This is a genomic window from Pseudomonas sp. NFACC24-1, from assembly GCF_900115235.1.
Taxonomy (GTDB): domain Bacteria; phylum Pseudomonadota; class Gammaproteobacteria; order Pseudomonadales; family Pseudomonadaceae; genus Aquipseudomonas; species Aquipseudomonas fluorescens_AA.
Genome location: NZ_FOVS01000016.1, coordinates 38,729 through 57,290 on the forward strand (window position 1 = coordinate 38,729; position 18,562 = coordinate 57,290).

The following is an 18,562-nucleotide window of genomic DNA, read 5'->3' on the forward strand; positions in this document are numbered from 1 at the left end:
CCACAGGGTAAAGCTGTTTACTTGGGCCTGTGGCTGCCTTGAGTGAACAGCAGTGTCCCCTCAGGCCTCGAGGCCAAGGATATCCCGCGCCACCGCCTCGGCAATCCGAATCCCGTCCACTCCCGCCGACAGGATCCCGCCCGCATAACCGGCGCCTTCACCCGCCGGGAACAGACCCTTGACGTTCAGGCTCTGCAGCGATTCGTTGCGGGTGATGCGCAGGGGCGATGACGTGCGGGTTTCGATGCCGGTCAGCACGGCGTCGTGCAGCGAGTAGCCGCGAATCTGTTTCTCGAACGCCGGCAAGGCTTCGCGGATGGCTTCGATGGCGAAGTCCGGCAAGGCCAGGGCCAGATCACCCAGGGATACCCCAGGCTTGTAGGAAGGTTCGACGCTGCCCAGTGCCGTAGACGGCTTGCCGGCGATGAAATCGCCCACCAGTTGCGCCGGGGCCTCGTAGTTGCTGCCGCCGAGCACGAACGCGTGGGATTCCAGGCGTTCCTGCAACTCGATACCGGCCAGCGGGCCACCCGGATAATCCACTTCCGGGGTAATGCCGACGACGATGCCAGAGTTGGCGTTGCGCTCATTGCGCGAATACTGGCTCATGCCGTTGGTGACGACGCGGTTCGGCTCGGACGTCGCCGCTACCACCGTACCGCCCGGGCACATGCAGAAGCTGTACACCGAGCGGCCATTCTTGGCGTGGTGCACCAGTTTGTAGTCGGCGGCGCCGAGTTTCGGATGGCCGGCGTACTTGCCCAGCCGCGCGCTGTCGATCAGCGATTGCGGGTGTTCAATGCGGAAACCCACCGAGAACGGCTTGGCTTCCATGTATACGCCACGGCTGTGGAGCATACGGAAGGTGTCCCGGGCGCTGTGGCCGAGGGCCAGGATCACGTGTTTCGAATGAATGCGTTCACCGCCGGCCAGTTCGACGCCGATCAGTTGGCCGTCCTCGATCAGCACATCGGTGACCCGTTGCTGGAAGCGTACTTCGCCGCCCAGGGCGCGAATCTGCTCACGCATGGTTTCCACCACGCCTGTCAGGCGGAACGTGCCGATGTGCGGCTTGCTGACATAGAGGATTTCTTCCGGCGCCCCGGCCTTGACGAATTCGTGCAGGACCTTGCGGCCAAGGAATTTAGGGTCCTTGATCTGGCTGTAGAGCTTGCCGTCGGAAAACGTCCCTGCGCCGCCTTCACCGAACTGCACATTGGACTCGGGGTTGAGCACACTTTTGCGCCACAGGCCCCAGGTGTCCTTGGTGCGCTGGCGCACTTCCGGGCCACGTTCGAGGATGATCGGCTTGAACCCCATCTGCGCCAGCAACAGGGCGGCGAAAATCCCGCACGGGCCGAAGCCGACCACGATCGGCCGCTCGCTCAAGTCGGCCGGGGCCTGGCCCACCACTTTGTAGCTGACATCCGGCGCTTCGTTGACGTTACGGTCATCGGCGAACTTGCGCAGCAGGCTGGCTTCATCACGCACCGTCAGGTCGATGGTGTAGATGAAGCACAGTTCGGAGGATTTCTTGCGCGCATCGTAGCTGCGCTTGAACAGGGTGAAGTCGAGCAGGTCATCGCTGGCGATGCCCAGGCGCTGCACGATGGCAGGGCGCAGGTCTTCTTCGGGGTGATCGATCGGCAGCTTGAGTTCGGTGATTCGTAACATGGCGGGGTCCGGTTCGCGGGATGCACAACTGCACCAGGGCGTGAACCGGCGATTATAAGCCAAAAGCTGTGAATCAGTCGTCGCGCGCGCCACCGAAGTAGGCGCAGCCGCGTTGGACCTGGCCGTTGACCCGCAACTCGGCGCTCATGTGTTGCACGCTGTCGCTGACGCTGTCGACGCAACGGGCAGGTGTGACCCACAGCTCGACTTTCTGGCCGTTGGCCTCGGTGCCCAGGTTGAAGCGGCCATCGCCCAATTGCTCCTCGACGTAAGGCACCGCCAGCGGCGGCTGGCCTTCGCGGTCCAGCACCAGGCCCTTGCCGCTGGCCTTGAGCGTCCATTCCGGGCTGTGTCCCGCGGCGCGCAGGATCACGCGTTTGAAGTCGACGTCTTCGCAAGCCGTTCCCGAGCGTTCCAGGCGATACAGCTGTTCAACGTCCAACTGACTGTCGGTGCCGGCCGCTGCGCTGGAAACGATACGGCCACGAACATCGGCAAACAGCTTGCCCTGGTCATCGGCCAGGCTGGCGGCCTGTTGCAGCACACTGGTGCCACCGCTGTCGTTGACGATGTAGCGGCGCTGTTCCTGGCACGGCTGGAACACCAGTTTGCCATCGGCCGCCGTGAGTTCGCCCTGCAGGCGTGTCTGGCCGGCGTGGGAGGCGCTCTGACGTGGGGTGTCGAGCAATTGGCAGCCGGTGAACAGCGGCAGGAGGGCGACAAACAGCAGGGAGCGGGCGGCACGCATTATTGGGTCTCCAGACAAGTGCCGCCACGTTACTCAGACTGATCCTGCATCACAAGGGGTGTTAGCCCACGTGAAAGGTCTGACCGGTTTGCAGGCCTTCGACGCTCTTGGCGTAGGCCAATGCTACATCCACTGCGGGGACGGGTTTGAAGCCGCGGAAATAAGGCGCGTATTTGTCCATGGCTTCCAGCAGCACGTTCGGGCTCACCGAGTTGACCCGCATGCCCCGTGGCAACTCGATTGCCGCGGCGCGCACGAAACTGTCCAGGGCGCCGTTGACCAGGGCCGCCGAAACACCGCTCTTGATCGGATCGTGGCTGAGTACGCCGGTGGTGAAGGTGAAGGATGCGCCGTCATTGGCGAATTCGCGACCGATCAGCAGCAGGTTGACCTGGCCCATCAGCTTGTCTTTCAAGCCCAGGGCAAAGCTGTCTTCGGTCATGTCGGCCAGGGGCGCAAAGGTGACGTTGCCGGCGGCGCAGACCAGGGCGTCAAAACGGCCAGTCTTTTCGAACAGGGTGCGAATCGAGGTGCTGTCGCTGATATCCACCTGCAATTCACCGCTGTGGCGACCGATCCGAACGATTTCGTGGCGGGGCGACAGTTCTTTATCAATGGCCGAACCGATGGTGCCGTTGGCGCCGATCAACAAGATTTTCATGAGCTGTTCCTTGATGGGTTGAACGAGTTTTCAGTCTAGAGGGGTTCTTTCCATTGATAATCGTGCTAATAGGCAACCTTTGGTTTTCATTTGGAAACAATCCAATGAGCGAGATGGATGACCTGGCGGCGTTCGCCGTGTTGATGGAGGCCGGCAGTTTTACCTTGGCGGCCCAGCAATTGGGGTGCAGCAAGGGCCAGTTGTCCAAGCGCATCAGCCTGTTGGAGAGTCGGTTTTCGGTGGTGTTGCTGCAACGCACCACACGGCGCTTGAGCCTCACGGCGGCAGGGGCGGCGCTGTTGCCTCAGGCCCAGGCGCTGCTGGTGCAGGTGGAAAGGGCGCGTCAGGCATTGGCCCGGTTGAAGGATGACATTTCCGGGCCGGTGCGTATGACGGTTCCGGTTTCGTTGGGTGAAACATTCTTCGAGGGCTTGCTGATGGAGTTCGCTCGCACGTATCCCAACGTGCAGATCGAACTGGAGCTCAACAACGGTTACCGTGACTTGAGCCGCGATGGTTTCGACCTGGCGATCCGTTCCGACGCCGCCATCGATGAGCGGCTGGTGGCCCGGCCATTGTTGGCGTGGCACGAAATGACCTGCGCCAGCCCGGCCTACCTCGAGCACTATGGCGCGCCTGAGACGCCCCAGGCCCTGGCCGAGCACCGCTGTTTGCTCAACAGCCACTACAGCGGCCGGGAAGAATGGCTTTACCACCAACAACACGAACTGTTGCGGGTCCGAGTGTCGGGGCCGTTCGCCAGCAATCACTACAGCCTACTGAAAAAAGCCGCCCTGGCCGGTGCCGGAATCGCCCGGCTGCCGTCGTACCTGCTGCATGAAGAGTTGGCTGACGGACGCCTGCATTGGCTGCTGCGCGACTACCAGACCCGGCGCATGCCGATGTACCTGGTGCACCCGTACCAGGGCGGCCTGCCCAAGCGTACACAGGTGCTGGCCGACTATTTGATCGACTGGTTCAAGCGCAGTGGCGAGGCGTTGGATCGGCTACAGCGATAACCCGGTCATTGTTACTCCTTGTGGGAGCGGGCTTGCTCGCGAAGGCGGTGGTACATCCGGTATTTGTGCAAGCTGACCCACCGCTATCGCGAGCAAGCTCGCTCCCACAGGGGGTCTGTGAGGGGATCTGTGTTCAGCCGTGGGCGTAACGCTTGGCTATCAGGTGATCGATCGACAATACCCCCGGTCCACGGGCCATCAGGTAGAGCAATATCGCCGCCCAGGTGCCATGGGTCGGGTAGGCGGCGGGGTAGACGAATACCTGGATGGTCATGGTCATGCCCAGCAAGGCCAGCGCTGAAAAGCGTGTCGCCAGGCCAAGCAGGATCATCACCGGGAAGACATGCTCGGCAGAGGCCGCCAGGTGCGCGGCCAGTTCCGGCGACAGCAGCGGCAAGGCATATTCGCTTTTGAACAGGGGGATGGTCGAGTCCGCCAGCCGCGGTAGACCGATCTGGAAGGTGCCGTCGAACAGGTCGATGGCCAGTCCTTCGATTTTGGTCTGGCCGGATTTCCAGAACACGGCGGCAATCGAGAAGCGTGCGACGAAGGCGATCAGGCTGTGGGGGATTTTCTCCAGCCATTGAATGGAGCCGGCAATCAGGGCGTTCATGGGGATACCTGTTCAGCTAGGAGGTAAGTGATAGCTCTGTGACGAATGAGCCCCGCCAGGGTCTGTTCCAGGTCGAGGTCGGTTGAGGCTTCAATGGCAGCGGCCAGGGACAGCCCCTGTTGCAGGGCGGTGATGAACCCATGGGCCGCGTGATTGATCGCGAACACTTGCACCTCAAGACCGTTGCGCAGCACCAAGGCGTTTTGCGCAGAAAACGCTTCGAACGGCACCGGTGTCTCGTGCTGATGGGCGGCCCAGATCGTCACCACGGCGTAGGGGGATTGCAGCAGCCGCAGTGACGGGTGAAGCCCGATCTTCAGGTGCCCCGCCAGCGTGGGGGACGACAGCGCCGCCACGATTCGTTCTTGCGCCATGGGCTCGGCGTCGGCGGCATGCCAGGCTTGCACGTGCAATCGCTCCAGCCGGGCGACATCCGCCAGGTAAGGCACGCTGGCGGCGGGTTCGAAGTGTTCGATGAACTCGGCAAAGTCGCCACCGTAGTCGTTCATCACCGGGCTGCGCGGCGGCGTCGATTGGACAAAGACCCCGGCCATGGCCCGGAAGAATGCCTCGCCCACCAGTTGCGCCACCGCCGGGTAGTTGTCGGCCAGGGCGTTGATCAATGAGCTGAGCACGTTGTTGCGGTACACCGCGAAACGGCTTTCCGGAGCCGCCCCATTGGCGCTGACCAGGCCCGGCGGACACGCCTTGCGCGGGTCGAGCAGGGCGGTGGCAAAGGCGTGCTGGTTGTTCATGGCCGGGCTCCAGCGGTGCTCAACAGTTGATCGGCCTGGCGTGCTTCGGCCAGCAGCACTTCCCATGCAGGGACGTGGTTGTCGCGCTCGATCAAGGTGGCGACTGGCCCGGTCCGTTCCAGTGCCTGGAGATACAGTTGCCAGACCGCGTGGTCGACGGGTGCGCCGTGATCGTCTATCAACAGGCGCTCGCCAAGGCTGTCGGTGTCTTCGGCAAAACCGGCCAGATGGATTTCGCCGGTCGCTTGCAGGGGCAGGGCGTCGAGGTAGGCCAGTGGGTCGCGGCAGTGGTTGACGCACGAAACGTAGACGTTGTTCACATCCAGCAGCAGGCCGCAGCCGGTGCGACGGATCACTTCGCTCATGAACTGTGGCTCGTCGAAGGTCGAGGTTTCAAAGGCCAGGTAGGTGGCCGGGTTTTCCAGTAACAGCGTGCGCTTGAGGCTGGATTGCACCTGGTCGATGTGTGCGCAGACCCGGTCGAGGGTTGCTTCGTCATAGGCCAGGGGGAGCAAGTCATTGAGAAACACCGGGCCGTGGCTGGACCAGGCCAGGTGTTCGGAAAAGGATTGGGGCTGATAGCGTTCGATCAGTGCGGCCAGGCGCTGCACATGCGTGACATCCAGCGGCCCCTCCCCACCGATCGACAGGCCGACGCCGTGCAACGACAGCGGATATTGTTCGCGTATCAGCCCCAGGAAGTGATGAAGCGGCCCGCCGGCCACCATGTAGTTTTCCGCGTGCACCTCGAAGAAACCCAGATCCGGTCGGGTCTGCAGCACCTCACGAAAATGCGCACTCTTGAGCCCCAGCCCTGCCCTTGGCGGCAGCCGGCTATCGGTGGCGAGGGACGGGGTGTTCGACATGGTGGCGGGCCTCAGGCGGATGCGATCAGGACTTGGCTTTGAATGCTTCGAGCTGGCCGAAACCGGTGGGGGAGGTTTTGCTTTCCATGGTGGTGCAAGTGCCTTTCGGGACCGATTTCCAGGCGTTGGCCTGATAGTCCATTTTTGCGGTACCGGCGCAGGTGGTGCCGGCGCCGGCGGCGCAGTCGTTCTTGCCTTTGAGGGCGACGCCGAAGCATTTTTCCATGGTGTCGTCGGCTGCGTGAACGGTCGGGACGGCTGTCATGCTCAGGGCAGAACCCAGGGCGAGGACCAAGGCAGCGGCGGACAGGGTGCGGGTCGAAGCAGTCATGGTGATTCTCCAGTCTTCAGGGAAATGAACCGGCGTTAGCGCCGGTCTGCTGAACTAGAGAGGGGAGGTGGGGAAGTGTTACAGCGAGGGGCATGATTTTTTTGCCTACCTCGGAAATCCAATGCGGAGGAGAGTTATCTGTGGCGAGGGGATTTATCCCCGTTGGGCTGCGAAGCAGCCCTCGCAATTCCGCATCAATCAGCCTGACACACCGCGGAGCTGTTTTTTGGGGCTGCTTCGCAGCCCAACGGGGATAAATCCCCTCGCCACAAATGTATTGCTGCCGCCATTGTATTCACTTGAGAACCGGGCAAAAAAAACGGCCCGAAGGCCGTTTTCTAGCGCAACAGACTCAACCGCCCAGATACGCCTCGCGCACTTTCGGGTCGGTCAGCAGCGCTTCACCGGTGCCTTGCATCACCACCCGGCCGTTCTCCAGCACGTACGCCCGGTCAGCGATTTTAAGCGCCTGGTTGGCGTTCTGCTCCACCAGGAACACCGTCACGCCATCCTTGCGCAGTTGTTCGATGATGTCGAAGATCTGCTGGATGATGATCGGTGCCAGGCCCAGGGAAGGTTCGTCGAGCAGCAGCAGCTTGGGTTTGCTCATCAGCGCACGGCCGATGGCGAGCATTTGCTGTTCGCCGCCGGACATGGTGCCGCCGCGCTGGGTAAAGCGTTCTTTCAGGCGTGGGAAAAGGTGCAGGACCTTGTCCATTTGTTCCTGATAGTCGCCCTTGTCGGTGAAAAATCCGCCCATGGCGAGGTTTTCTTCCACGGTCAGCCGGGCAAATACCCGACGGCCCTCAGGTACCACGGCGATGCTCTTGCGCATGATCCGCGCAGAGTCCTGGCCCACCAGTTCCTCACCCATGTAGCGGATGCTGCCGCTGTGGGCCTGGGGCGAACCGCAGAGCGTCATCAGCAGGGTGGATTTGCCGGCACCGTTGGCACCGATCAGCGTGACGATTTCGCCCTGGCGGACTTCGACGTTGACGCTGTGCAGGGCCTGGATCTTGCCGTAGAAGGTGGAAACGTTTTCGAACTGCAGCATTTACGCTTCCCCCAGGTAGGCTTTGATCACTTCAGGATTGTCGCGGATCTGTTCCGGCGTACCGTCGGCCAGGGGCGTGCCCTGGTTGATCACGACGATGTGGTCGGAAATGCTCATGACCAGCTTCATGTCGTGCTCGATCAGCAGCACGGTGACGTTGTGCTCCTCACGCAGCACGCCGATCAGGGCCTTCAGGTCTTCGGTTTCCTTCGGGTTCAGGCCGGCGGCCGGTTCGTCGAGCATGAGGATCCGCGGACGGGTCATCATGCAGCGGGCGATTTCCAGGCGCCGTTGCTGACCGTAGGCCAGGGTGCCGGCGGTACGGTTGGCAAACTCGGTGAGGTTGACCTTGTCCAGCCAGTACTCGGCGTACTCCATGGCCTCGCGTTCGCTTTTGCGGAACGCCGGGGTCTTGAACAGGCCGGCAAAGAAGTTGGTGTTCAAATGACGATGCTGAGCGATCAACAGGTTCTCGACCGCTGTCATGTCCTTGAACAACCGCACGTTCTGGAAGGTACGCACCACACCCTTGCGGGCGATGTGGTGGCCGGGCAGGCCCTGGATCGGCTCGCCGTCCAGCAGGATGGTGCCGCCGGTGGGCTGGTAGAAGCCGGTCAGGCAGTTGAACACGGTGGTCTTGCCTGCGCCGTTCGGCCCGATCAGGGCAACCACTTGCTTCTCTTTCACGGTCAGGGCCACGCCGTTGACCGCCAGCAAACCGCCGAAGCGCATGCTCAAGTTTTCGACTTTCAGGATCTCGCGGCTCATTTGCGCAGCTCCATGTGGGGGCGTTGCATAGGCAGCAGACCTTGAGGACGCCAGATCATCATCAGCACCATCAAGGCGCCGAACATCAACATGCGGTATTCGCTGAATTCACGCATCATTTCCGGCAGCAGGATCATCACGATCGCCGCCAGGATCACGCCCAACTGCGAGCCCATCCCGCCCAGCACCACGATGGCGAGGATGATCGCCGACTCGATGAAGGTGAAGGATTCCGGCGTCACCAGGCCTTGGCGAGCGGCGAAGAAGCTGCCGGCAAAACCGGCGAACGCAGCGCCGAGGGTAAAGGCCGACAGTTTGATCACGGTTGGGTTGAGACCCAGGGCACGGCAGGCGATTTCGTCTTCACGCAGTGCCTCCCAGGCGCGGCCGATCGGCATGCGCAGCAGGCGGTTGATGACGAACAGCGCGGCCAGGGCCAGCAGCAGGGCAACCAGGTAGAGGAAGATCACCTTGTTGATCGAGTTGTATTCCAGGCCGAAGTACTCGTGGAAGGTCTGCAGGCCTTCGGCGGCTTTACGTTCGAAGGTCAGGCCGAAGAACGTCGGTTTCTCGATGTTGCTGATGCCGTTCGGGCCACCGGTAATGTCGGTCAGGTTGCGCAGGAACAGGCGGATGATCTCGCCAAAACCCAGGGTCACGATCGCCAGGTAGTCGCCGCGCAAGCGCAGGACCGGGAAACCCAGCAGGAAACCGAAGGTGGCGGCCATCATCCCGGCGATGGGCAGGCAGATCCAGAAGCTCAGGCCGAAGTAGTGGGACAGCAGCGCATAGCTGTAGGCCCCGACGGCGTAGAAACCGACGTAACCCAGGTCCAGCAGGCCGGCCAGGCCTACGACGATGTTCAGGCCCAGGCCCAGCATCACGTAGATCAGGATCAGCGTGGCGATGTCCACCGCGCCGCGAGAGCCGAAGAACGGCCACACCAGGGCCACGACGATCAGGCCCAGCACGATCCAGCGCTGGGTCGACGGCAGGGTCAGGAAGTGGCTGGCCTTGGCCGGGATCACCGGCAGGCCGGGCGAAGATTTCCATGCCGCGCTGATCTGCGTGCTGAACAGCACACGCACGAACATCAGCAGCGAGCACACGGCGATGGTCGCCAGGATCGCCGGGCTGGTGCCGTGCACTTCCAGGTTGATGCCGACGATGGTCAGTTTAAGACCCAGTACCGGGTAGGCCACGGCCCAGACCAGCAGGGCGCTGAAAAGCGCTGATTTGAGATGCCTAGTCATACTTTCTCAACCTCCGGGCGGCCCAGGATGCCGGTCGGCCGGAATAACAGAACCAGAACCAACAAGCCGAACGCCACGACGTCCTTGTACTGGTCGCCGAAGATATCGGCGCCAAAGGCTTCCGCCACGCCCAGCACCAACCCGCCGAGCATCGCCCCGGGGATGCTGCCGATGCCGCCCAGTACCGCGGCGGTGAAGGCTTTCAGGCCCACGAGGAAGCCGGCGTTGGGGTTGATCACGCCATATTGCATGCTCAACAGCACCGCGGCGATGGCCGCCAGGGCCGCACCGATGACGAAGGTCAGGGCGATGATGTTGTTGGTGTTGATGCCCAGCAGGTTGGCCATCTTGATGTCCTCGGCACAGGCGCGACAGGCGCGGCCGAGGCGGGAACGGGAGATGAACAACGTGAGGCCGAGCATGGCGACCAGGGTCACCACGAACACCACGATTTGCATGTAGGAAATCAGCACTTCATGTGCCCCGCCTGGCCCGATGGCAAAGTTGCCCGGGATCAGGTTGGGAATGGATTTGTCCTTGGAGTCTTGCGAAAGCAGTACCGTGTTCTGCAGGAAGATCGACATACCGATGGCGGAAATCAGCGGGATCAGACGGTTGCTGCCGCGCAGGGGGCGGTAGGCAATCCGTTCGATGCTGTAGCCATAGGAACTGGTGACCACGATGCTCGCGATGAACGCCGCGGTCATCAACAGCGGGACACTGTCGAGTCCCATCATGGCCAGCCCGGCGATGGCGATGAACGCCACGTAGGAGCCGATCATGTACACCTCGCCGTGGGCGAAGTTGATCATTCCAATGATGCCGTAGACCATCGTATAGCCGATGGCGATCAGGGCATACGTGCTGCCAACGGTCAGGCCGTTAACCAGCTGCTGGAAGAAGTGATAGATGTCAGGCATTACAGCGCTCCTAAAAACCTGATACGCATTTCACTGGTGGAGTCATTTTCCCGCCCGGGCCCCGTGGATCTGCATCCACTTCGAACACGAGGTTTGCCAGCGAACCGCTGATGACGGTTTTGAGATTTTCAGGTGGGGAGACTGGCGGATCACGCCAGCGCGGCCCAATACATTTAAAACAAAGCCCACGGCACGCCGTGGGCTTTATTGGCAGTCAGTCAGGCCAGGCCTTACTGAGGCGAGGCTTCGGTTTTAGGTTTGCCGAAATGCCACTCGTAGACCACGAACTTGAAGTCCTTCAGGTCGCCCTTCGCGTCGAAGCTCAGGTCGCCCGTTGGCGTCTTGAAGGTGCCGGCGTGGATGGCTTCGGCCACTTTGCCTGCGTCTTCGCTCTTGGCCGAAGTGATGGCCTGGGCAATCACCTGGACAGCAGAGTAGGACGGGAACACGAACGGACCGCTCGGGTCTTCTTTCTTGGCCTTGAACGCGTCAGCCAGGGCAACGTTGGCCGGATCCTGGTCGAAGGATTTCGGCAGGGTCACCAGCAGGCCTTCGGAGGACTCCTTGGCGATTTGCGAGATGGAGTCGTTACCCACGCCTTCCGGACCCATGAACTTGGCCTTCAGGCCTTTTTCCTGGGCTTGACGCAGGATCAGGCCCAGCTCCGGGTGGTAGCCGCCGTAGTAGACGAAGTCGACGTTGGCTTGCTTGAGCTTGGCGATCATCGAAGAGAAGTCTTTGTCGCCGGCGTTCACGCCTTCGAAGACGGCCACTTTCACGCCTTTGCTTTCGAGGGTTTTCTTCACGGCGCTGGCGATGCCTTCACCGTACTGCTGCTTGTCGTGCAGGACCGCAACGACCTTTGGCTTGACGTGGTCGGCGATGTAGTTGCCGGCCGCAGGGCCTTGGGCGCTGTCCAGGCCGATGGTGCGGAAGATCATCTTGTAGCCGCGAGCGGTGATGTCCGGGCTGGTGGCCGCCGGGGTGATCATGATCACGCCTTCGTCTTCGTAGATGTCGGAAGCTGGCTGGGTGGAACTGGAGCACAGGTGGCCGACCACGAACTTGACGCCGTCGTTGACGACTTTGTTCGCGACCGCGACCGCTTGTTTTGGATCACAGGCGTCATCGTACTCGACGGCGACGAGCTGCTTGCCGTCGACGCCACCCTTGGCGTTGATCTGTTCGATGGCCATTTTCGCGCCACTGAACTGCATGTCGCCGTATTGGGCTACAGGGCCGGTTTTCGGGCCGGCGATGGCGATCTTGATGGTGTCGGCGGCAAACGAATGGCTGGCAACCCCGGCCAGAACCATAGCGGCAAACAGTTTGGAAATCTGCTTAGTAGCCTTAGTCATAGTGCTCCACTCATGCTGTTGTAGTTTTTATAGTCCTGGCGCCGTAGCAGCAGAACCGGGTCAGATATCTTGGATACCCTCGCGGAAAATGCCCCCGGCAACTGTACCGGTACAGTGTAGAGCGCCCATTGTTGGCAAGGGAAGCTGGCGCTTGGGGGCAAAACCTGGGGGTGTCGCTTAATTGAAAGAAAAAGACAGAATAGCGGCGGGGTTTGTCCGGTCGTTTCGGCAATCCTTGGCTTTCCTGCGCTTTCAATCGGTACTGCAATTTGCTACCGGGTTTTTCTGCCAGACCACCGACGTTATCATTCGCGCCGATTTCTTTTCCGGACAGGTCCCATGAATCAAGAACCTAGCACCCTCTATGCCAAGCTGCTTGGAGAAACCGCATCCATCACCTGGAAAGAGCTGGAGCCGTTCTTTGCCAAGGGTGCCCTATTGTGGGTCGACCCGGCACTGGATTTGATCGCCGCCGCCGAGGCCGTCGCCCAGGACGAAGGTACCAAAGTCGCCGCCTGGCTGGCCGCCGACCAGCTCGCCAAGCTGTCTGAAACGCGGGCGCTGGATTTTCTGGAGCGCGATCCGCAGCTTTGGGCGGTGGTGGTTTCGCCGTGGATTATGATCCAGGAAAGGGCGTCTAATTGATCGGTGCACCAAGTTGGTTCGCATTTTTGTGTTTGAAAAAGTGTGTAGGTGAGTAGCGTGATGGCACCCTGCCGTGGCGAAACGCCACAGGGCAGGGTGACGTATACGTAACGGGAACAGTTTATTGGGCAGCCTTTGGGCTGCTCAATTGTTTCTGGATATTGAGAAGAGCAAAAGATCGCAGCCTGCGGCAGCTCCTACAAGGGCGCCGCGGTTTTATGTGAACCGCAGCCCGTAGGAGCTGCCGAAGGCTGCGATCTTTTAAGGCAACGCCTCAGTAAGTCCTGCCAGTATGGTTATTCAAGGAAATGACCTTGGTCTTGCCAATGCGGTGACGGTAGATCTCGCGCAGGTACTTGATGGATTTCTTCACGCAGTCGCGGGACAGGCGGATGTCGTTGATCGAGACGAACTTGTCCTTGTCATTGATCAGCTCGCGGTACTTCTTCTCGTACATCGGCTTGATCGCGTACCAGTTGGTGTCGAGGATCTTCGCCGGGTTTTCGAACTCGTTGAGCAGGTCGTCGATGCGTGCTTCGTCGAAGTCTTCATTGATGATGAAGTCCAGGATCGAGTTGTCCAGGGTGTCGTCGAAACGGTACGGGGTGCGGGCGAAGCAGCGTTTGATGAAGGCCACGATCAGGGTCAGGAAATCATCCGACAGGCACGGGCTCTTGGCGATCAGGGTGGTCAGCGACAGGTTCGCCGAGGCACCGATCACCAATGCGTAACGCTTGAGCGTGGTGTTGGGGAACAGGCTGTTGAGGTGGGTCTTGAGCCGGTTCAGGTCCATGTAGGACAGCTTGTAGTCCTTGGGCAAGGAGACGATGGACACCACCGACGAGCAGTTCTTGAAGAAGTGCAGGTCATGCAGGGCCGCGGCGTCGTAGCCGGAATTCTTGTATTGCTCCAGGGAGGCGCGGTAGCGCTTGGATTCGATCGGCAACAGGCTGATGCCTTCGATGGCCTGGGTGACTTTGTTGAAATGCGGCAGGTCGATGGAGCGGAAGAACAGGTCGTCGATGTTCAGGCGCGGCGGCTCTTTCTCGAATACCTTGAACTTGTCGCCGCTCGGTGCCGGGGTTTCCGGGACGACAGACTCGGCGTAGGCGATTGCCACCGGGCCGGCCAGGCTCATGAACAGGTCGTTGGCGTCCAGGCGAATGGTTTCGCCGATGTCGATGCCGGCACGGCGGAAGTAGTTCTGGTCGTAGTCGGTGGTGACGGCCTGGGCCGTCAGGATGTTGAAGATCTGCTGGGAGATGTACTGGTTGGCGTGCTTCTCCATGGCATTGACATCAATGTTCTGGATGTTGCCGTCATCGCTTTCTTCGGCGTAGCGCATGATGTCGTTGGAGATCAGCATCATCGCGTTCCACGGGCGGATACGGCCCATCACGCTGGCTTCGCTGCTGTCTTCGTTGGCGAAGTTGTAGGAGAAATCCCATTCTTCCGACAGGTACTTGCACAGCAGGCGTCCGGCGTTGATGTGCAAGGCTTCGGACATTTCGCTGCGGTGGTCGGAAATGTTCGGCAGCACGCAGATGCCGCTGGTGAAGATCGGCTCGAAGACGAAGGAGTGGCCGCTCTTGCTGTCGTGTTCGTCCATCGGCTTGGTGTCGAACGTCTTGTTCATGTACGAGTACTGCTGGGCCAGGCCGAACTCCGAGGCCATGCCCGAGCCGGTACCGCCGCCGGCGCTGAAGATCGAGAAGTACAGGCGCGACTGGTTGGCCTTGATGCCGCAGCTGTCGATCAGGTACGAGTGGATCATTTTCCAGTCGGGGCTGGAGAAGCGCTGGGTGTCCTTGTTCAGGATGATCTTGGCCAGGTACTGGCCCAGGATCGGCGCGTTACCGGCGCCACCGGCGTGGACTTCCGACAGGTCCATGATTTTCATTTTGCTGTAGTCGCGCAAGAAGCCGCTTTTTTCGCCCTTGCGCGAGAAACGGATGCGCCCGGCGATGTCCTTGTCCAAGTCGCCGAGCATCACCAGCGGCTCTACCAGGAACACCGGCTTGCTGGTCTTGCTGGTGCCCAGGCGCAGGTTGTTGCGGATCCATTGTGCGGGGCTGTAGCCCTTGTCGCTGTAGCCTTTGTCTTCGGCGTTGAATTCGTTGAGGTAGAACTTGCGGGCGTTGTACACCAGCTCGGCCACGTCCAGGGCGATGTTGGAGCCGCAGCGACCCAGGCCGATCAGGCACACCGACGGGAACTCCTGCTGGGCTCGGTCGTATTCGTCGTCCACCAGGTGCGGCGGGCGCGGGAACACGGTGTCACGCAGGCCGTCGAGGTTATCGAGGATACGGTCGGTGTTGGTTTCGGTGAAATACAGATACTGCTGGGTCGACAGAGGGCGCGGGGGGCTCGACGGCTTCGAGACTTCGGGGCCGTTGGCGGCCGGGCTCAAGGTCAGATCGGATACCGCAGTGGCTGTTTTTTTGGAGGTCATTGTGCGCCATGTGCCTGAACTGGTGGCTCGACGAATGCGATCATCGAACGCTCGCGGATAGGAATTCGCGCCTGGGTAAACGCGAAAATCGGTCCAAGCGGTCAGGGCTGCGGCCTGAGCAGCGCTCGGGATATTCTTTTTCTGATCACGTTGGATCGGCCACCGGACTTCGATCTTTAACCGGCAAAAGGCAAAATGGTGGCAATTGTTACAGGAGTTTGATCGGCATCAAGAAATGCGCCGCGTCCCATGGGCGGGTATCAGCCTTGCGAATGATTGGAGACAGCTTCCGTGCCGCTGTCTAGATTGCATATCCAGGCCACGGACCGTTGGCCCATAACAATAAAAGAGACGGACCCATGCAGAACTCGACCCAAGCGGCGAATGCCTGGCGCATTCTGTTCCTGTTGTTCCTGGCCAACCTGTTCAATTTCTTCGACCGCACCATCCCGGCGATCATCATCGAGCCGATCCGCATGGAGTGGAGCCTCAGCGATTTCCAGATCGGCATCATCGGCACCGCCTTCACCATCGTTTATGCCATTGCCGGCTTGCCGCTGGGGCGCATGGCCGATACCGGTTCGCGCAGCAAGTTGATGGGCTGGGGCCTGGCGGCCTGGAGCGGACTGACGGCGGTGAACGGCCTGGTGGGCAGTTTCTGGGCGTTCCTGGTGGTGCGCATGGGCGTCGGCATCGGCGAGGCCAGCTACGCACCCGCCGCCAACTCACTGATTGGCGATCTGTTCCCGGCCCACCGCCGGGCGCGGGCGATGGGTATCTTCATGCTCGGCCTGCCGCTGGGCCTGCTGTTGGCGTTTTTCACCATTGGCGCGATGGTCAAGGCGTTCGACAGCTGGCGAGCGCCGTTCTTCATCGCGGCGGTACCGGGGCTGGTGTTGGCGGTGTTCATGTTTTTCATCAAGGAGCCCAAGCGTGGCGCGGCGGAAACCGTGCAGGTCTCCCAGGAAAAGATCGACAAGCCGGTTCGCCGGGTGCTGGCGATTCCCACCTTCCTGTGGCTGGTGCTGGCGGGGCTGTGCTTCAACTTCGCCACCTATGCCTGCAACTCCTTCCTGGTGCCGATGCTGCAACGTTATTTCCTGATGCCACTGCACGAGGCGGCCGTGGCCACCGGCATCATGGTGGGCGTGACGGGGTTGTTCGGGCTCACCCTGGGCGGCTGGGTCGCGGACAAGATTCACCAGCGCGTGCCCAACGGCCGCCTGCTGTTTGCAGCGTTCAGCCTGGCGATCTCGACGGTCACCACGGCGTGGGCCCTGCATGCCGGTCGCATTGAAATCGGCGTGTTCGTGGCGGTGTTCAGCGTGGGTTGGCTGTTTGCCTATAACTTCTACACCTGCGTCTACACCGCGATCCAGGACGTGGTGGAGCCGCGCCTGCGCGCCACGGCGATGGCGTTGTACTTTGCCGGGCTGTATTTGCTTGGCGGCGGCCTGGGGCCGGTGGTGGTGGGCGGCTTGTCCGACTACTTCGCCCGCACGGCCATGGCCAGCGCGGGTGTCGACCAGATGAGCGAAGCATTCAAGGCCATCGGCCTGCACGATGCGATGTACCTGATCCCGGTGGCGCTGCTCTTGACCATGGTGTTCCTGTTCCTGGCGTCACGCTGCTTCGTGCGCGATGCCAAGCGGATGAAGGACGGGATGAGCGCGGAGGTGATGTCGCAGGGTGTCGCGGCGACGGCTTGATAGCACCAGACTCAGCTCCGGTGATGGGCCTGCTTTTGTGGCGAGGGGATTTATCCCCGTGGGGCTGCGAAGCAGCCCCCAAAAGCACTCAATTAATCTGACACACCGTGCTTTAGGGTTTAGGACTGCTGCGCAGCCCAACGGGGATAAATCCCCTCGCCACAGGTTGTGCATGGCAGCGAAATTGTGCCTAGCGAACCTTTTCATCCCGCCCACGCAGCAAGCGATTGGGCATCGCCACCGCGGCCGCCAGCCCCAACAGCGATACCGCCGCGCTGATCAACAGCAAATGCCGGAATGTCGCCTGCAATGCCCGGCGCAAGGCCTCCTGGGCCTCGCCCGGGGCGGCGTTGAGGCCGTCCAGCAAGACGTTGCCGGCATGTCCTTCACCGATCAACGACGCGCCGGCGAGTTGGGCCAGGCTTGAATCCTGCAGCAAGGCCAGCAGCAAGGCCGACATCAACGCCACGCCCACCGCGCCGCCAAGGGAACGGAACAGGTTGGTGGTGCTGGTGGCGACGCCGATATCCGCTTGTTGTACCGAGTTCTGCGAACCCACCAGTGAGGTGGGGAACTGCATGCCCGAGGCGATGCCGCTGAGCAGCATGAACAGGCTGCTGAGCCAGAACGCGTCAGGCGCAGTGAAGGCCATGCCGAGGATGGCGAAGGGAAAGAGCAGGGCACCGCTCAGGATCATCGGTTTGTAGCGCCCCGTGACCGAGGTCCGGCGGCCGGCGAAATACGCCCCGATCGGCAGCCCTATCGCCAGCGGCAACAAGTGCAACGCCGCACTGTCGGCACCGGCGCCGGTCACGCTCTGGAAGCGCAACGGCATCAGCACCGTCAGGGAAATCGCCTGGAAACTGGTGAAGAACACCGTGCACCAGCACAGCACCGCGCTGCGGTTGGCGAACAGGTGCATCGGCAGCAACGGTTCCCGCGCCCGGCGCTCATACCAGGCGAACGTCCCCAGGGCTATCCCCGCGCAACCCAGCAACCCCAGCACTTCACGGCTGTGCCAGGCATGGCCCTGGCCGACCTCGGTGATCCCCAGCAGCAACGCCGTCAGGCCAATGATCAGCAACACGGTGCCCAGGTAATCGATGATCGGCGTGCGTTGCGGTACTGGCAGCCCCACCAGGGTGCGTCGGGCCACCCACCAGGCCGTGAGGCCCAGGGGCAGGTTGATCCAGAACACCCAGCGCCACGACAAGTACTCGGTCATGTAGCCCCCGAGCACCGGCCCGGCCACGCTGGCCACCGCGTACATGCTGCTGAAATACCCTTGGTAGCGCCCCCGTTCGCGGGGCGGGATGATGTCGCCGATGATCGCCTGGCTCACTGAAATCATCCCGCCGGCGCCGATGCCCTGGACGATCCGTGCCAGCACCAGTTGCTCCATGTTTTGCGCCAGGCCACAGAACAGCGAGGCCAGGGTGAACAGGCCCATGCCGAACAGCATCAGCGGCCGGCGTCCGTAGAGGTCGCCGAGCTTGCCGTAGATGGGCACCGCCACGGTCATGGCGACCATGTAGCCGGAAATCACCCAGGCCAGCAGGCTGACGTCGGCAAATTGTGCGGAAATGGCCGGCATCGAGACGGCGACGATGGTCTGGTCCAGGGCACCCAGGAAAATTGCCAGCATCAGGGCCACCAGCACACTGCGGATGGCCGGTTTCGGGGCTTGGAGCGTATCGAGCTGAGTCACGGCTGAACCTGCGGGCATTGCGCCGAAG

Annotated in this window: 17 protein-coding genes; 3 read left to right on the top strand and 14 right to left on the bottom strand. The window is 61.4% G+C overall.

Annotated elements, in window-relative coordinates; translation table 11 throughout:
* Nucleotides 1-60 precede the first annotated feature (60 nt).
* The 3 genes from BM317_RS16270 to BM317_RS16280 form a co-directional block, all read right to left on the bottom strand.
* Nucleotides 61-1,674, bottom strand: coding sequence for an NAD(P)/FAD-dependent oxidoreductase (locus BM317_RS16270; RefSeq protein WP_092165972.1), 1,614 nt, complete (start codon nt 1,672-1,674; stop codon nt 61-63).
* 73 nt (nt 1,675-1,747) lie between these two features.
* Complete coding sequence (locus BM317_RS16275) at nt 1,748-2,422, bottom strand: COG3650 family protein (RefSeq protein WP_092165973.1); 675 nt, start codon at nt 2,420-2,422, stop codon at nt 1,748-1,750.
* A 61-nt stretch (nt 2,423-2,483) separates the two neighbouring features.
* Nucleotides 2,484-3,083, bottom strand: a complete 600-nt coding sequence (locus tag BM317_RS16280; protein ID WP_092165974.1) for a short chain dehydrogenase — start codon at nt 3,081-3,083, stop codon at nt 2,484-2,486.
* A 104-nt stretch (nt 3,084-3,187) separates the two neighbouring features.
* On the opposite strand from BM317_RS16280, the gene BM317_RS16285 reads away from it, so the two are divergent.
* Nucleotides 3,188-4,102 carry a LysR family transcriptional regulator gene (locus BM317_RS16285; RefSeq protein WP_092165975.1) on the top strand — a complete coding sequence of 305 codons (915 nt, stop codon included), beginning with the start codon at nt 3,188-3,190 and terminating at the stop codon, nt 4,100-4,102.
* A gap of 133 nt (nt 4,103-4,235) precedes the next feature.
* On the opposite strand, the gene BM317_RS16290 is transcribed toward BM317_RS16285, so the two are convergent.
* From BM317_RS16290 to BM317_RS16330, 9 genes are all read right to left on the bottom strand, one after another.
* The gene (locus tag BM317_RS16290) at nt 4,236-4,715 is read right to left on the bottom strand and encodes a DoxX family protein (RefSeq protein ID WP_092475161.1); all 480 of its coding nucleotides are present in this window, start codon (nt 4,713-4,715) and stop codon (nt 4,236-4,238) included.
* Entirely contained in the window at nt 4,712-5,470 is a 759-nt protein-coding gene (locus tag BM317_RS16295; protein WP_092475164.1) for an HvfC/BufC N-terminal domain-containing protein, read from the bottom strand. The genes BM317_RS16290 and BM317_RS16295 overlap by 4 nt, the downstream gene beginning before the upstream one ends.
* Nucleotides 5,467-6,336 carry an MNIO family bufferin maturase gene (locus BM317_RS16300; RefSeq protein ID WP_092475167.1) on the bottom strand — a complete coding sequence of 290 codons (870 nt, stop codon included), beginning with the start codon at nt 6,334-6,336 and terminating at the stop codon, nt 5,467-5,469. Before BM317_RS16300 ends, BM317_RS16295 begins: the two co-directional genes overlap by 4 nt.
* Nucleotides 6,337-6,361: 25 nt before the next feature.
* Entirely contained in the window at nt 6,362-6,667 is a 306-nt protein-coding gene (locus BM317_RS16305; protein WP_060738898.1) for a BufA1 family periplasmic bufferin-type metallophore, read from the bottom strand.
* A gap of 352 nt (nt 6,668-7,019) precedes the next feature.
* Nucleotides 7,020-7,721: an ABC transporter ATP-binding protein gene (locus tag BM317_RS16310; RefSeq protein WP_003184675.1), complete on the bottom strand. Its 702-nt coding sequence runs from the start codon at nt 7,719-7,721 to the stop codon at nt 7,020-7,022.
* Nucleotides 7,722-8,489, bottom strand: a complete 768-nt coding sequence (livG, locus tag BM317_RS16315; RefSeq protein ID WP_060738896.1) for a high-affinity branched-chain amino acid ABC transporter ATP-binding protein LivG — start codon at nt 8,487-8,489, stop codon at nt 7,722-7,724.
* Complete coding sequence (locus BM317_RS16320) at nt 8,486-9,742, bottom strand: high-affinity branched-chain amino acid ABC transporter permease LivM (RefSeq protein WP_060738895.1); 1,257 nt, start codon at nt 9,740-9,742, stop codon at nt 8,486-8,488. Before BM317_RS16320 ends, livG begins: the two co-directional genes overlap by 4 nt.
* Nucleotides 9,739-10,662: a high-affinity branched-chain amino acid ABC transporter permease LivH gene (livH, locus tag BM317_RS16325; protein ID WP_014336891.1), complete on the bottom strand. Its 924-nt coding sequence runs from the start codon at nt 10,660-10,662 to the stop codon at nt 9,739-9,741. The genes BM317_RS16320 and livH overlap by 4 nt, the downstream gene beginning before the upstream one ends.
* Nucleotides 10,663-10,892: 230 nt before the next feature.
* Nucleotides 10,893-12,020 carry a branched-chain amino acid ABC transporter substrate-binding protein gene (locus BM317_RS16330; RefSeq protein WP_092165983.1) on the bottom strand — a complete coding sequence of 376 codons (1,128 nt, stop codon included), beginning with the start codon at nt 12,018-12,020 and terminating at the stop codon, nt 10,893-10,895.
* 339 nt (nt 12,021-12,359) lie between these two features.
* On the opposite strand from BM317_RS16330, the gene BM317_RS16335 reads away from it, so the two are divergent.
* Nucleotides 12,360-12,665 (top strand): DUF2288 domain-containing protein, encoded by a 306-nt coding sequence (locus BM317_RS16335; protein WP_053119051.1) that lies wholly within the window; start codon nt 12,360-12,362, stop codon nt 12,663-12,665.
* 274 nt (nt 12,666-12,939) lie between these two features.
* Here the strand turns inward: BM317_RS16335 and BM317_RS16340 are convergent, their stop codons facing one another.
* Nucleotides 12,940-15,117 carry a hypothetical protein gene (locus BM317_RS16340; RefSeq protein ID WP_092165985.1) on the bottom strand — a complete coding sequence of 726 codons (2,178 nt, stop codon included), beginning with the start codon at nt 15,115-15,117 and terminating at the stop codon, nt 12,940-12,942.
* Between the two features lie 359 nt (nt 15,118-15,476).
* Between BM317_RS16340 and BM317_RS16345 the strand changes: the two genes are divergently transcribed.
* Complete coding sequence (locus tag BM317_RS16345; protein WP_092165987.1) at nt 15,477-16,826, top strand: spinster family MFS transporter; 1,350 nt, start codon at nt 15,477-15,479, stop codon at nt 16,824-16,826.
* 190 nt (nt 16,827-17,016) lie between these two features.
* Here BM317_RS16345 and BM317_RS16350 read toward each other — a convergent pair whose 3' ends face one another.
* Complete coding sequence (locus BM317_RS16350; protein WP_170842271.1) at nt 17,017-18,552, bottom strand: MDR family MFS transporter; 1,536 nt, start codon at nt 18,550-18,552, stop codon at nt 17,017-17,019.
* Nucleotides 18,553-18,562: the final 10 nt, after the last annotated feature.